The organism is Bifidobacterium xylocopae (assembly GCF_003315615.1).
GTDB lineage: Bacteria > Actinomycetota > Actinomycetes > Actinomycetales > Bifidobacteriaceae > Bombiscardovia > Bombiscardovia xylocopae.
In genome coordinates this window covers 49,800-63,055 of record NZ_PDCH01000002.1, presented here as the reverse complement: position 1 = coordinate 63,055, position 13,256 = coordinate 49,800, and the positions used below count along the sequence as shown (strand labels likewise).

12 protein-coding genes are annotated in these 13,256 nt (G+C 65.4%); 7 read left to right on the top strand and 5 right to left on the bottom strand.

Annotated features, from left to right (window positions below; genetic code table 11):
- Positions 1-7: 7 nt before the first annotated feature.
- From CRD59_RS01605 to sdaAB, 3 genes are all read right to left on the bottom strand, one after another.
- The gene (locus CRD59_RS01605; protein WP_113852859.1) at positions 8-1,333 is read right to left on the bottom strand and encodes an aromatic amino acid transport family protein; all 1,326 of its coding nucleotides are present in this window, start codon (positions 1,331-1,333) and stop codon (positions 8-10) included.
- Positions 1,334-1,428: 95 nt separating this feature from the next.
- Positions 1,429-2,304, bottom strand: coding sequence for an L-serine ammonia-lyase, iron-sulfur-dependent, subunit alpha (gene sdaAA, locus CRD59_RS01600; protein WP_113852858.1), 876 nt, complete (start codon positions 2,302-2,304; stop codon positions 1,429-1,431).
- A gap of 13 nt (positions 2,305-2,317) precedes the next feature.
- The gene (gene sdaAB / locus CRD59_RS01595; RefSeq protein ID WP_113852857.1) at positions 2,318-2,998 is read right to left on the bottom strand and encodes an L-serine ammonia-lyase, iron-sulfur-dependent subunit beta; all 681 of its coding nucleotides are present in this window, start codon (positions 2,996-2,998) and stop codon (positions 2,318-2,320) included.
- A gap of 331 nt (positions 2,999-3,329) precedes the next feature.
- On the opposite strand from sdaAB, the gene CRD59_RS01590 reads away from it, so the two are divergent.
- From CRD59_RS01590 to rpiA, 4 genes are all read left to right on the top strand, one after another.
- Positions 3,330-4,415 carry a diacylglycerol/lipid kinase family protein gene (locus CRD59_RS01590; protein WP_113852856.1) on the top strand — a complete coding sequence of 362 codons (1,086 nt, stop codon included), beginning with the start codon at positions 3,330-3,332 and terminating at the stop codon, positions 4,413-4,415.
- A 109-nt stretch (positions 4,416-4,524) separates the two neighbouring features.
- The gene (gene pgm / locus CRD59_RS01585) at positions 4,525-6,201 is read left to right on the top strand and encodes a phosphoglucomutase (alpha-D-glucose-1,6-bisphosphate-dependent) (RefSeq protein WP_113852855.1); all 1,677 of its coding nucleotides are present in this window, start codon (positions 4,525-4,527) and stop codon (positions 6,199-6,201) included.
- A gap of 82 nt (positions 6,202-6,283) precedes the next feature.
- Positions 6,284-7,465 carry a ribonuclease H family protein gene (locus tag CRD59_RS01580; protein ID WP_113852854.1) on the top strand — a complete coding sequence of 394 codons (1,182 nt, stop codon included), beginning with the start codon at positions 6,284-6,286 and terminating at the stop codon, positions 7,463-7,465.
- 65 nt (positions 7,466-7,530) lie between these two features.
- Positions 7,531-8,229 (top strand): ribose-5-phosphate isomerase RpiA, encoded by a 699-nt coding sequence (rpiA, locus tag CRD59_RS01575; RefSeq protein ID WP_113852853.1) that lies wholly within the window; start codon positions 7,531-7,533, stop codon positions 8,227-8,229.
- A gap of 202 nt (positions 8,230-8,431) precedes the next feature.
- Here rpiA and CRD59_RS01570 read toward each other — a convergent pair whose 3' ends face one another.
- Together CRD59_RS01570 and CRD59_RS01565 are read right to left on the bottom strand one after the other, a co-directional pair.
- Positions 8,432-8,521 carry a 30S ribosomal protein bS22 gene (locus CRD59_RS01570; protein ID WP_003817716.1) on the bottom strand — a complete coding sequence of 30 codons (90 nt, stop codon included), beginning with the start codon at positions 8,519-8,521 and terminating at the stop codon, positions 8,432-8,434.
- 74 nt (positions 8,522-8,595) lie between these two features.
- Positions 8,596-9,264: a hypothetical protein gene (locus tag CRD59_RS01565; protein WP_407923097.1), complete on the bottom strand. Its 669-nt coding sequence runs from the start codon at positions 9,262-9,264 to the stop codon at positions 8,596-8,598.
- A 161-nt stretch (positions 9,265-9,425) separates the two neighbouring features.
- Between CRD59_RS01565 and radA the strand changes: the two genes are divergently transcribed.
- The 3 genes from radA to cysS all read left to right on the top strand — a co-directional run bounded on the left by radA (position 9,426) and on the right by cysS (position 13,228).
- Positions 9,426-10,832, top strand: a complete 1,407-nt coding sequence (radA, locus tag CRD59_RS01560) for a DNA repair protein RadA (protein ID WP_113852852.1) — start codon at positions 9,426-9,428, stop codon at positions 10,830-10,832.
- A 135-nt stretch (positions 10,833-10,967) separates the two neighbouring features.
- The gene (locus CRD59_RS01555; RefSeq protein ID WP_113852851.1) at positions 10,968-11,447 is read left to right on the top strand and encodes a cupin domain-containing protein; all 480 of its coding nucleotides are present in this window, start codon (positions 10,968-10,970) and stop codon (positions 11,445-11,447) included.
- 185 nt (positions 11,448-11,632) lie between these two features.
- Positions 11,633-13,228: a cysteine--tRNA ligase gene (cysS, locus tag CRD59_RS01550; RefSeq protein ID WP_113852850.1), complete on the top strand. Its 1,596-nt coding sequence runs from the start codon at positions 11,633-11,635 to the stop codon at positions 13,226-13,228.
- Positions 13,229-13,256: the final 28 nt, after the last annotated feature.

Sequence of the window (13,256 nt, the reverse complement as noted above, 5' to 3'; positions counted from 1 at the left end):
CAGGCCCTCAGTGGAAGAGCATGACGATGTTGTAGAAGATGGCGCTCACGGCGATGAGGCCGATGACCACCACGAACACATTGCTGGCCTTGCCCGAGTACTTCTTGAGCGAAGGCACCGTGTGGATGGCATACATAGGCATCAGGAAGAGCACGAAGGCGATGATCGGGCCGATCATGGTCTCGATCATGTTCATGACCGAGAAGTTGGCCCAGGCCACGAGCCAGGCGCTCACCAGGATGACGGCCTCGACGGCGATGGTCATGCCCTTGTTGGAGACCTCCTTGCCGGACTTCTTGGCGATCTTGCGGATGATGCCGGACAGGCCCTCACTCGTGCCCAGGTAGTGGCCCAGGAAGGACTTTGCGATGGCTATGAAGGAGATCAACGGCGCCACGATCGAGATCAGCGGATTGTTGAACTGGTTGGCGATGTAGGACAGGATCGAGATGTTCTGGGCCTTGGCCTGCGCCAGCTGGTCGGGACCCAGGCACAGCACGCAGGAGAAGACGAAGAACATGACCACGCACACCATCAACAGCTCGGCGCGCTGCAGGATCTTGGTGACCTTCCCATCGACGTACTGCTCGCCGTACTCCTCACGCTCGGCGACCGAGAAGGAGGAGATGATGGGCGAGTGGTTGAAGGCGAACACCATGACCGGGATCAGGAGCCACAGGCCCTGGAGCAGTCCCACGACCGAGAAGCCGCCCGAGGCGCCCTTCGGGAAGGAAGTGAAGATCGCGGTGTTCCAGTGGGGGATCAGGTAAAGGGAGAACAGCACCAGCACGACGACGAACGGGTAGACCAGGATGGACATGACCTTGGTCGTCACCGTGGTGCCCAGTCGGACGATCAGCATCAGAACCACGACCAGGACCAGGGAGAGCAGCCAGCGCGGCGGGGCGGCCATATGCATCTGGTTGACGATGAAACTCTCGGTCGTGTTGGTGATCGAGATGCTGTAGACCAGCAGGATCGGGAAGATCGACAGGAAGTAGATGATGGTGAAGACCAGACCGAAGTTCCAGCCCCAATGCTGCTCCACCACATCGGTGATGTCATCGCCCGGGTTCTTGGCCGAGAGCACGAACCTGCTCATGGCCCGGTGGGCGAAGAAGGTGGTCGGGAAGGCGATGATGGCCATGAAGACCAAGCCGATGATCCCCGCAGAGCCTGCATCGATGGGCAGGAAGAGCACGCCGGCACCGATGGCGGTGCCGAACAGGCTCAGCATCCACGTCGTGTCCCCGCTGTGCCATTTGAGGGCGTATTCCTTGGTGCCCTTCACCTCAGCCGCACCCTGGGGTGAGACCGCTGCCTTGTTTTCCATTTGTGTCATTCCCTTCTGTAACGCACGGAACGAATTCCGCAGGCTGCCGTCCCTGTCCCGCCGCAGCTGGCTGTCCGGGACGGCCCGTCGTCTCTCTACTTGCCGAATATGGTCTTTCTGAAACCCTGGCCGGTCGGCGTGCCCGCCAGACCGCCGATGCCGGTTTCGCGCAGGGAGACGGGCAGGTTGCTGCCCACCTTCCTCATGGCTTCCACGACCTCGTCGGCAGGGATCTTGTTCGTGCCGCCGGCCAGGGCGATGTCCGCCGCGATCAGGGCGTTGCCCGCACCGATGGCGTTGCGCTTGACACAGGGCAGCTCGACCAGGCCTGCCACGGGATCGCACACCAGACCCAGGAGGTTGCTCATGGCGATCGCGAAGGCTTCGGCCGAGGTCCGGGCATCGCCGCCGGCCGCTTCGACCGCGGCGGCGGCACCCATGGCGGAGGCCGAGCCGACCTCGGCCTGGCAGCCGCCGGTGGCCCCGGCGATCATTGCATTGTTGGCCGTGACCATGCCGAATGCACCCGCCGTGAACAGGAACCGGACCTGACCCTCCCCGGACAGGTCCAGTCGCCGCTTCAAAGCCGTCAGCACCCCCGGCAGGGTCCCCGATGATCCAGCGGTGGGCGTGGCGCAGATGACTCCCATGGAGGCGTTGACCTCATTGGTCGCTATGGCGGCCTGCACCGCCTCCAGCATCACGTCGCCGGACAAGCTCACCTTGTTTTTCCGGTAATCCCTGAGCAGGGCCGCCTCCCCGCCGGTCAACCCCGTTTGCGAGAACACACCGTCCCCGGTCGAGCCTTTTTCGACCGCGGCGTCCATGGTGTCCAGGTTCTTCTCCATCCGGCCCCAGACCGCTTCCCTGGTCTCACCGTAGCGGTCCATCTCCTCGCGGATCATGATCTCCGACACGGGCATGCCGTCGCGCTCGGAGGCTTCCACCAATTCCTTGATCGAGTTGAACATCTTCCCCAAGCTCCTAACTGATGTACGAGATCTGGGACGAGTGACGGGCTATCCCCTCAAGGGCTTCCTGCGTCAACGGCTTTTCCAAATCAAAGGCATACATGGTTGTTCCCTTCTGCTCATTACGACTCTCGTTCCGACCGCCGAGCACGCCCGCCTGCTCAAGCATGTCGGCTATCGGCTTGACCTCGTCCTCACACACCTGGCCCTGCCCCGGCTCCTCCACCAGCAGGATGGGCAGCAGGCCGCCGGGCCTGATGTCATACCCATCCATCTGGATGCGGCGGACCTCGATGGTGCCACCGCCGATCGAACAACCGGAGACCGTGATTTTGCGCCCGTCCTTGTCCATTTCAAGAATGGCCGTGTTCGGATGGCCGATGGGACTGTCGCCCTCCTCCTCGACGAATTCGATGCCGATACCCTGCTCCCGGGCGATGCTGACCGCTTCGGGCACCCGGCTGTCGTCCGGTTCGAAGCCGAGCAGACCGCTCACGATCGCATAGTCGGTGCCGTGGCCCTTGTGGGTCTGGGCGAACGAATCATAGTATCTGATCACCGCCGCATCCGGCGCTCCCCCGACGATGCTGTTGGCGGCCCTGCCAATCGCCACCGCGCCCGCGGTATGCGAGCTCGAAGGCCCTATCATCACCGGGCCGATGATGTCGAACACACTTTTGTAGTTCTGCGACATCGTACGTCCTTTCAATGTCTCGTCACATCCACATCGTTTACCACACACACCGTTTGCATGCCCCCACACGCAGCTCCCTCCCCCGAAGGGCGAAAACCGAACATCGCACGCTGAGTGGCGGTGCCACCCGCCACTCCGCTTCCATCGGCCTACGCCATCGGAGACCGTGACGGTTATCACACTATCATGAGACCTACGCCACACTCTGAGCGTAACCGTCGGCGTTTCTTCGACGCGACGGAGCGTCGTGACGGCGTGTCGCGTGCAGGAATCGTCGATATCCGCGACCACCGGCATCCACCGGGGCCGCAGCCGCGGGAGAATAGGGGCCATGCCATCATCAGCGGTGATCCTCCTCGCAGGGGCCCTCTGCGTCATCATTGCCCTGGCTAGCCTCGCGTTCTGGCTCCGAGCCCGCGCCCGACGGCGGCTGGAGGCCCGTCTGCGTGCCAGGCACGCAGACCAGGTATCCTATGCCTTCATCATCAACCCCTCCAAGCCGCAGGCCGATCATATACGCTCCCTCATCAAGGAGCAATGCACCGCAAACGGCCTGCAAGGGGCCCGCTTCTACGACACCCAGCTGGACAAGGACGGCAAGGCCTGCGCCCGACAGGCCCTGAAGGAGGGCGCCGACGTCGTGGTGGCGGTCGGCGGCGACGGCACGGTGCGTACGGTCGCGAGCGCGGTCGCCGGCAGCGGGCACACCCTGGGCATCATCCCCATCGGCACCGGCAACCTCTTCGCCCGCAACCTGGGCATTCCGGTGGGCGACCCCGAGGCGGCGCTGGCCGTGGCCACCTCCCACGGCTCCCGGCTGGTCGACGTGGGCAGGATGCGGATCCTCGACTCCCCGGACCCGGATGCCCGACACGCTTTTCTGATCATCGCCGGCATCGGCTTCGACGCCTTGATGATCGACGACACCGACCCCAACCTGAAAAGGAACCTCTCCTGGCTGGCCTATTTCATCTCCGGCGCCAAACACCTGTTTGCGGACAAGTACCGGGGTGACATGACGATTCGGCAGCAGGACGGCCGCTCGCAGACCAACATGAATGTGGAGTTCCGCACCTTCATGGCCGGCAACTGCGGTGAAATTCCAGGTTTCTCGCTGATGCCCGACGCCTCCTTCGACGACGGCATCCTGGACTTCGAGCTGATAGACACCTCCGGTGGACTGATCGGATGGGCCAACCTGTTCGGCGACGTGATGCACCAGACCATCACCCGGAAGGCCAGCCAAAGCCCCTTATCCACCAATTCCTCGATCGTGCAGGTGCAGGGGGCCAGCGCCGAGATCAGGCTGCGCAAGCCGGCATTGGCCCAGGTGGACGGCGACATACTTGGAGAGACCCGGCACATCGAGCTGACCGTGGACCATCAGGCCCTGTGCGTACGGGTGCCGGTCGCCTGAGGAGCGGCAGCGGGCTGCGCCGGAGTCTCAGTCACTTATTTGTGCATTCTTGTTCGAATTCGTTGCTTTTTGTGCGTATATGGCCTCCCGCGCATGCGATAATGGAGGCATGGTTGCCAACAATGCGGGAATGCCCGCCACACAAGCCGATCTGATCGATGTCGACGAAGTCGTCGGCAAATACTACGACCTGGTACCGGACCCGGCCGAGACCGCACAGCGAGTCTCCTTCGGCACTTCCGGCCACCGGGGTTCCTCCCTGAAGACCTCCTTCAACGAGGCCCACATCGTCGCCATCACCCAGGCGATAGCCGAGCAGCGGGCCAAGGAGGGCGTGACCGGCCCCCTGTATCTGGGCCGCGACACCCACGCCCTCTCCCTGCCCGCCTGGAAGACCGCCATCGAAGTGCTGATCGCCAACGGCGTGCGCGTGCGGATCGACTCGCGCGACGACTACACGCCCACCCCCACCGTCTCGCAGGCCATCCTGACCCACAATAGGGCCGACGACGGTTCCCAGCGCTTTTCAGGCGACGATCTGGCCGACGGCATCGTAGTCACCCCATCCCACAACCCTCCCTCCGATGGCGGCTTTAAGTACGACCCGCCCACCGGCGGTCCCGCGCCCGAATCAACCACCAGGGCCATCGCGGACCGTGCCAACGAGCTGCTGGGGGGCTTCCGTCTGGTCAAGCGCATTCCCTTCGAGCAGGCGATCAGGTCCGAGCTGGTCGAGCGTTTCGACTACCGCGGGCACTACGTGGACGACCTGGACCAGGTCATCGACTTCGCGGCGATCCGCTCATCCGGAGTGCGCCTGGGCATCGACCCCCTGGGGGGCGCCTCGGTCAACTACTGGCCGCTGATCAACGAGAAGTATGGCCTGGACATCGGGGTCCTGAACGAGACAGTGGACCCTGCCTGGCCCTTCATGACCGTCGACCACGACGGCAGGATCCGCATGGACCCGTCATCGCCCTACGCGATGAAAGGTCTGGTGGACCGGCTGAACGCCGGCGCATGGGATTCCTACGACCTGGTGGGCGGCACCGATCCGGACGCCGACCGCCACGGGATCGTCTGCCCCGGCTCGGGCGTGATGAACCCCAACCACTACATCGCGGTATGCGTGGAATACCTCTTCTCCGGTCACCGTCCCGGCTGGCCAGCGGGCGCCGGTGTGGGCAAGACCCTGGTCTCCTCATCCCTGATCGACCGCGTGGCCGCTTCGATCGGCGCGAGATTGGTGGAGGTGCCCGTAGGCTTCAAATGGTTCGTGGAGCCCCTCTTCAAGGGGCAGGTGGCGTTCGGCGGCGAGGAAAGCTCCGGCATGAGCTTCCTGCGCTTCGACGGACGCGTGTGGACGACCGACAAGGACGGACTGATCCCCGACCTGTTAGCCGCCGAAATCACGGCCACAACCGGCAAGAACCCCGCCCGACTCCACCAGGAGCAGGTCGAGCGTTTCGGCGAAAGTTGGTACCAGCGGGTCGACACACCCACCAGCCTGGAGCAAAAAGCCAGGTTCGCATCCCTGAGCCCGGCGGACGTGACCGAAACCAGACTCGCCGGCCAGCCCATCGAGTCCAAGCTGACCGAAGCGCCGGGCAACGGCGCCAAGATCGGCGGCATCAAGGTCACCACCAAGGACAATTGGTTCGCGGCCCGTCCTTCCGGCACCGAGAACATCTACAAGGTCTACGCCGAGTCCTTCGTCTCCCCCGAATCCCTGGCCAAGGTGCTGGCGGAAGCCGACGACGTGGTCGGCAAGGCCCTTTCCGATTAGCCATGCACCCGATCCGCCGGCGGCCGTCCCCGGCTATGGGGACGGCCGCCGTCTTTTCAGGAGGAGCGTTTAGGGTGATGGTATGAGCGATAGCCAGATTGTTGTTTCCACCGACGGGTCGGCGCTGGGCAATCCCAACGGGCCCATGGGCTGGGGTTGGGCCAACCACAAGGACGGACGGTCCGATGCCGGCGGGGCCACCAACGGCACCAACCAGATCGGGGAGCTGTGCGCGGTCCTCCAGGCCCTGCGCGCCCACCAGGGCTCCGAGCCGCTGACCATCCAGACCGACTCCCAGTACGCGATCAACTGCTCGACCAAATGGGTGCGCGGCTGGAAGAAGAAGGGCTGGCGGAATGCGGCGGGCAAACCGGTCAAAAACAGGGAGCTGATCGAGGCCATCGACCAGGAGATCCGCGATCGTAAGGGCCCGGTCAAGTTCTTCTGGGTCAAGGGCCACGCCGGCGACCGCTTCAACGAGATGGTGGACGACCTGGCCCGGGGCTACGCCGAGGATGTGCGCGCCGGGGGCAAACGCTCCTACTTGCCCCTGGAGGGCTGGCGCTCCCTGATCAATTCCCCCTACGCCAAGGGACTCAAGATCTCCGAGGAGGTCCGCCTGCAACTCACGGGCCGGGCGTCTGCCCTGGATGCCAGCGCCGACGCCGGAGCCGGCAGGGACAAGACCCTGCCCGAGGGTGGGACGGACAGGCCGGAGCACCGGCAGGCCGCACGCACCCGCCCCCTGCCGACCACACGAACCGACCTGCCCGACGAGACCGAAATCATCGACGACGAGGTGCCACAGGACAGCGGCAGCGCCGAAGCCCCCACCGAAGCCCTGCATATGGACGAGCTGTGGAACGATGACCAGTCACGGAACCACAGCGAACAGGAGCAGCTGGCCGGCGGCGTTTCGGACAGCGGCAGCAACGAGACCGACAGCAACGAGGACGGCACAGATACCGCCGAGAACGAAACCGAAACCGATGAAAACGGGGCCGACGAGACCACCGAGAACGACGACACCAGCGACCAGAACGGGCGCGGCCTGACCGCCTCCGGCGACCTGACCATCACACCCCCGCCCTCGCGCTCCCCCTACTTCGCCGGCAAGGAGCTCCACATCTCCGGTTCGATCACCTTCGAGGCGGACATCGATCAGAAGGGGCGCGTGCACATAGCCGACACCCCCTTCCGCCTGCACTCGATCGCCGAGCGCCAGGACAGGGACACAGACCAACAATCGAACGCGCGGGACTGACCCCCACGTAGGATATACGGAAACAACCGAACGCGCCCCCAGCGGGCGAGCGCGAAGGAGATGACATGGATAAGGCACAACAGGATGCACTGAAGAAGGCGGCCGGCATCGAGGCCGCCAAGCTGGTCGAGGATGGCATGATCGCCGGCCTGGGAACGGGTTCCACGGTCCGCTTCCTGGTGGACGAACTGGGCCGCCGGGTCCAGGAGGAGGGGCTGCACTTCACCGGTGTGACCACCTCCCGCCGCACCCAGGAGCAGGCCGAGGGCTACGGCATCCGGATCGTGGACGTGGACGATGTGGACCATATCGACGTGACGATCGACGGGGCCGACGAGGTGGACAAGGACTTCAACGGCATCAAGGGCGGCGGCGCGGCCCTCCTATGGGAGAAGATCGTGGCCACCAACTCCAACCGGATTGTCTGGATCGTGGACGAGTCCAAGGTGGTGGACACCATCGGCGCCTTCCCGCTGCCGGTCGAAGTCATCCCCTTCGGCGCCGGCCATGTGATCAAGCGCTTCGAGGACCGCGGCTATAAGCCGGTCCTACGCAAGGACGCCGATGGCAGGGAAGTGCGGACCGACGAGAGCAATTACGTGGTGGACCTCCACCTGGAGCGTATCGACCATCCGCAGGACCTGGCCGAAGATCTGATCCGCACGGTTGGGGTCGTCGAACACGGCCTCTTCCTGAACATGGTGGACACGGTCATCGTCGGCGACCCCCACGGCCCCCGGGTCATGACCAACTCGAACAAGTAAGGGCTTACACCCGCACGCAGACCCCTGCCCCGCCGCTGTCACCACAGCGCGGGGCAGTCGCATATCCAGACATATTCCACCAGCCATACTTGCCAGGGGCCGTCCCCGACATAAAAAGAGAACCCCTCCTGCTGCCATGGAATCGGGGATTCCACGGGGGCGGGAGGGGCTCTCGGCTATGCAGCCTACAGACCTGCGCTCACTACTTGCGCTGGTGGCGGGTCTTACGCAGCATTTTGCGGTGCTTCTTCTTGCTCATACGCTTGCGGCGCTTCTTGATGACAGAACCCATCCCAAGCCTCCGTTCCTTAGACATACCGAGGGTAAGTGTTCAACCCGCCTTATAATACACCGATTCGGCGACCTTCACAGGGGGAAGGCCTTATAGAAGGCGTCAACCGCCGCTTTGGGGCCCTGCGCCCGGAAGACGACAGTTGCGTTGCGCCACAGGACCAGGACACGCTTGGCGTTGTCAGCATCCTGGTGCTCCGTGTACGAACCGGTGACCTTTCCGGACACCTTGACCTTTCCCGAAGCCAGTTCCTTGCCGGTCATGGTCTGGCCCAGGGCCGCATACTGTTTGGCGGCGTCGCCCTCCTCACCCCATTGGGCCAGGGTCAGGGTCACATCCTTGGCCGGGTCGCCGGTGGAATAGGTCAGCTGATACTCCTCCAAGGGCGAGGCGGACGACCAATCGCCGGCGGCCTGGGCCTTGGTCCGGGCGTAGGCGCCGACCGTGTCCGGCATGGCCTTGAGCAGGTCGGAGGCGTCCTGGGGCAGGGGCTCGGCCTTGATGGTCGGCTTTGGCTGGACGGAAGAGGGTTTCGACCCGGCGGATGTGGTGCCGTTCGCTGCGGGTGCCGCGGACCTGGGCGCCCAGTGGGGCCATACAAAAGCGGAGAAGAGAACCAGGACCACCAGGACCGCCGCACCGATCACCAGACTCAGCCGCCGCTTGCGAACGGCCGGACCGGGATCGGCGGACAGGGATGGGGGCTGGTTGTGTGGCGTCATCAGGGGTTTGTTGTCAGGCATGCTCCGATTCTCTCACAGCGGTCCTGCACGGCTCGTGGAGGCTTGGCGAAAGGTGCGAAAGTTGCACGCTTGAGACCTCCCCCCGACACGCCAAGCGGACCCTTGCGCCCGGGATGAACACAGGCCCGGCCTTGTCCCTCAAAACGGTTAGCGTCCTAGGTATGGCGAAGAGCGCGACGCAGTACGTATGCACCGAGTGCGGCTGGACCGGGGGCAAGTGGTTCGGCCGTTGCCCCGAGTGCGGTCAGTGGGGCACGATCGAGGAGTTCCACGAGGCCCGGCCAGGCAAGACACGCACGACCGGCGGAGGCGGCGCGGCCAGGCGCACCCAGGCGGCTGTACTTTCGGCCGAAGCGCAGGCACAGCCGATCACCAAGGTGGGCTCGGACTCCGTGCAGCGCCTGCCCACGGGTTTCGAGGAGTTCGACCGGGTGCTCGGCGGAGGCATCGTGCCCGGCTCGGTCATCCTGTTGGCCGGCGAACCCGGCATCGGCAAGTCCACCCTCCTGCTGGAGACCGCCGGCAACGTGGCGCGCACGGCTGCCGGCACCGTCCTCTACATATCAGGCGAGGAGTCCCAGGCCCAGGTGCGCATGCGGGCCTCACGCGTGGGCGCGGTCGAGGATTCCCTCCTGCTGGCCTCCACCACCGACCTGGGCACGGTCCTGGGCCTGATTGAACAGAACAAACCCTCGCTGGCGATTGTGGATTCAGCCCAGACCATCACATCCCAGGACGTAGACGGCATCTCCGGCGGCTCCACCCAGGTGCGCGAGGTGGCCTCCGCATTGATTGACCTGGCCAAGACCTACGACATACCGGTCATGCTGGTGGGACATGTGACCAAGGACGGCGCCATAGCCGGCCCGCGCACCCTGGAGCACCTGGTGGACGTGGTCTGCCAGTTCGAGGGCGACGCGCAGACGGCCCTGCGCATGCTCCACGCAGCCAAGAACCGCTTTGGCCCCACCGACGAGGTGGGCTGTTTCGACATGAGCGGCCAGGGCATCGAGGAGGTCAAAGACCCTGCCGGGCTTTTCCTGTCCACGGCCGAGGCCCCCGTAGAGGGCACCTGCGTCACTTTCACCCTTGACGGCCATCGGAGCCTGCCCATTGAGATCCAGGCACTGGTCACAGCGTCCGTGCTGCCCACCCCCCGGCGCAACGCCAACGGCATCGACGCCAACCGGCTGGCCATGCTTGCGGCCGTGCTCTACCGGCATGGCAAGGTGAACCTGCTGACCCGTGATCTGTATGTGTCCACGATCGCCGGCGGCCTGGCCAAGGAGCCCGGCTGCGACCTGGCCGTGGCGGCCGCCCTGGCCTCGGCCAATTCCTCCAAGCCCATCGGCAAGACCACCTGCGCCATGGGTGAGATCTCCCTGACCGGCCAGGTGCGCCCGGTCCCCCAGCTGACGCACCGCCTGTCCGAGGCGGCCCGCCTGGGCTTCACCCGCGCCGTCGTACCGGTCCGCCGGGGCGGCCGCCCGGCCAGCCCTCCCAAGGGTCTGGAGGTCATCGAGGTCTCCACCCTGGCGGACGCCCTGGAGGCCCTAGGCATCCGCTGATCCGTGACGTTCCGGACCGCAAGGCAGGCCGGCCGGTATCATGCGGATAGGCAGCGGATACACGATGAATCCGGAGCCCACGACCCTTACCGGGTCTGCGGCCCTGATGACACAGTCGAGTCGGAAAGGACAAGAATGAGCGTCGAGCTGGAGGCCATGAGCCCTTATGCCCAATCCCTGGTCAAGCGCCTGGGCCTGGAGCCCCACCCGGAAGGCGGCTGGTATGTGGCCGATTGGCTGAGCCCGCGCGAGGACGCACCTTCGGCACGTCCCCTCTCCTCGCTTATCTACTTTCTCCTGGCCCAGGGCGACGCTTCGGCCTGGCACAAGGTGGATGCCGACGAGGTCTGGCTCTGGCACGGCCCCGCCCAGGTCCGGCTGGAAATCGGCGGCTATGGCGATGCCCCGGCTTCCGACCCGGCCGAGCGCAGCCTGATCACTCTGGGCTCCCAGATCGCCGACGGCGGCGTGATGGACGAAACCGCCATCCCGGTGGGCCACTACGTCGTGCCCGAAGGCTGCTGGCAGCGCACCCTGCCCGGCTCCGGCGACGCCCTGGTCTCCTGCGTGGTCTCCCCCGGCTTCACCTTCGACGGCTTCACCCTGGAGGGCTGACCCTCCGTCCTTCCGCCGACGCGCATCTGGCCCGGCAGAAGACTCCGGCCCCGGTGCCGGATGCAGACGGCCACCTGTTCAGCGGCGCCACCGGGCTGCCTGCCCGTCAACGGCGGGCCGGCAGTGGGACGCATGCGGCGGTGCGGGTAGCGGTCATGTCAGAGTCGGCCGGTAGTGTCTGTCCTATGGATATGAGCTCGAAAGCGCATGAATTCAACGATTCTCTGAGCCGGGCGGCCGCGGGGTTGCGGCTGTATGACACCGCCTCCAGGACGGTGAGCGCTTTCACGCCCATCGAACCGGGCAGGGTGGGGATCTATGTGTGCGGGGCGACTGTGCAGAGCTCGCCGCATGTCGGCCACCTGCGCACCACGTTGGCCTTCGATGTGATCCGTCGCTGGATGACCAAGCTGGGCTTCAAGGTGACGCTCATCCGCAACGTGACCGATATCGATGACAAAATCCTCGACAAGGCCGCAGCGGCCGGCCAGGAGTGGTGGGAGCGCGCCTTCATCTACGAGCGCGAGTTCACTGCCGCCTACGACGCACTGGGCGCCCTGCCGCCCACATACGAGCCCCGGGCCACCGGCCACATCCCACAGATGATTGATTTGGTCCAGCGTCTGATCGACCGGGGCCATGCCTACATCGTGCCCGACGAAGAGGGCGGCCCCTCAGGCAATGTCTACTTCGACGTAGAGTCCTGGCCCGAGTACGGGGCACTGACCCACCAGGAGACAGGCACCCAGGCCGCCGATGAGCAGGCCGCGGTGGCCGACAGGATGGGTCCATCGGTCGATGCGCACGGCGACGACAAGTACAATCCCACCGACGAGGCAGACCTGGCCTCCGGCAAGCGTGGCCCACGCGACTTCGCCCTGTGGAAGGCCTCGAAACCGAGCGACCCGCCGACCGCCCGCTGGACCACGCCTTTCGGCACCGGCCGGCCTGGTTGGCACCTGGAGTGCTCGGCCATGAGCCGTCGCTACCTGGGCGAGGATTTCGACATCCACGGCGGCGGTCTGGACCTGCGTTTCCCCCACCACGAGAACGAGATGGCCCAGTCGCGTGCGGCCGGCTGGGGCTTCGCCCACCGCTGGATGCACACCGCATGGGTCACGCAAAAGGGCGAGAAGATGTCCAAATCCCTGGGCAACGGCCTGGCCGTGGATGCGGTCCTGGCCGCCTACCCGGCCTGGGTGGTGCGCTACGCCCTGGTCTCGGCCCACTACCGCTCCATGCTGGAGTGGGGTGATCAGACCCTGGCCGAGGCGCAGGCCGCCTACGAACGCATCACCGGTTTCGTGAATCGCGCGGGCAAGGCCCTGGGTTGGCAACCCTCGCGCGAGGAGGTCGCCGCCCGCTCGGCCGACCAGCTGCCCGCCGACTTCGTCAATGCCATGAACGACGACGTGAAGGTGCCCGAGGCGCTCGCCGTCCTGTTCGCCACGATCCGCAGGGCCAACGCCGGCATGGCCGGCGGCGATTCACACGCCGAGCAGGACGGACTCCTGCGTGACCTGCTGGATGTGCGCGCCATGCTGGACATATTCGGCCTGGACCCGCTCGACCCCCACTGGACCCGACCGGACCGGGGGGAGACCGCCACCGCCGAGCATGCCGCACTGGATGCCCTGGTCTCCCGGAACCTGACCGACCGCCAGGCCGCCCGCACCGCCAAGGACTTCGCCCGTGCCGATGCCATCCGCGACACCTTGGCCGCCGCCGGCATCGCCATAGAGGACACCCCGGAAGGCCCCTCCTGGCAGCTGGAGGGCTGATTCACCGGGTCCCCGGACCCGTTCTCCC

Excerpts from the sequence above, each read along its gene's own strand:
- pgm (WP_113852855.1), top strand. The coding sequence starts at position 4,525 with ATGGTTGCCAACAATGCGGGAATGCCCGCCACACAAGCCGATCTGATC.
- cysS (WP_113852850.1), top strand. The coding sequence starts at position 11,633 with ATGGATATGAGCTCGAAAGCGCATGAATTCAACGATTCTCTGAGCCGG.
- CRD59_RS01565 (WP_407923097.1), bottom strand. The coding sequence starts at position 9,264 with ATGCCTGACAACAAACCCCTGATGACGCCACACAACCAGCCCCCATCC.
- sdaAB (WP_113852857.1), bottom strand. The coding sequence starts at position 2,998 with ATGTCGCAGAACTACAAAAGTGTGTTCGACATCATCGGCCCGGTGATG.
- sdaAA (WP_113852858.1), bottom strand. The coding sequence starts at position 2,304 with ATGTTCAACTCGATCAAGGAATTGGTGGAAGCCTCCGAGCGCGACGGC.
- CRD59_RS01605 (WP_113852859.1), bottom strand. The coding sequence starts at position 1,333 with ATGGAAAACAAGGCAGCGGTCTCACCCCAGGGTGCGGCTGAGGTGAAG.
- CRD59_RS01580 (WP_113852854.1), top strand. The coding sequence starts at position 6,284 with ATGAGCGATAGCCAGATTGTTGTTTCCACCGACGGGTCGGCGCTGGGC.
- radA (WP_113852852.1), top strand. The coding sequence starts at position 9,426 with ATGGCGAAGAGCGCGACGCAGTACGTATGCACCGAGTGCGGCTGGACC.
- rpiA (WP_113852853.1), top strand. The coding sequence starts at position 7,531 with ATGGATAAGGCACAACAGGATGCACTGAAGAAGGCGGCCGGCATCGAG.
- CRD59_RS01590 (WP_113852856.1), top strand. The coding sequence starts at position 3,330 with ATGCCATCATCAGCGGTGATCCTCCTCGCAGGGGCCCTCTGCGTCATC.
- CRD59_RS01570 (WP_003817716.1), bottom strand. The coding sequence starts at position 8,521 with ATGGGTTCTGTCATCAAGAAGCGCCGCAAGCGTATGAGCAAGAAGAAG.
- CRD59_RS01555 (WP_113852851.1), top strand. The coding sequence starts at position 10,968 with ATGAGCGTCGAGCTGGAGGCCATGAGCCCTTATGCCCAATCCCTGGTC.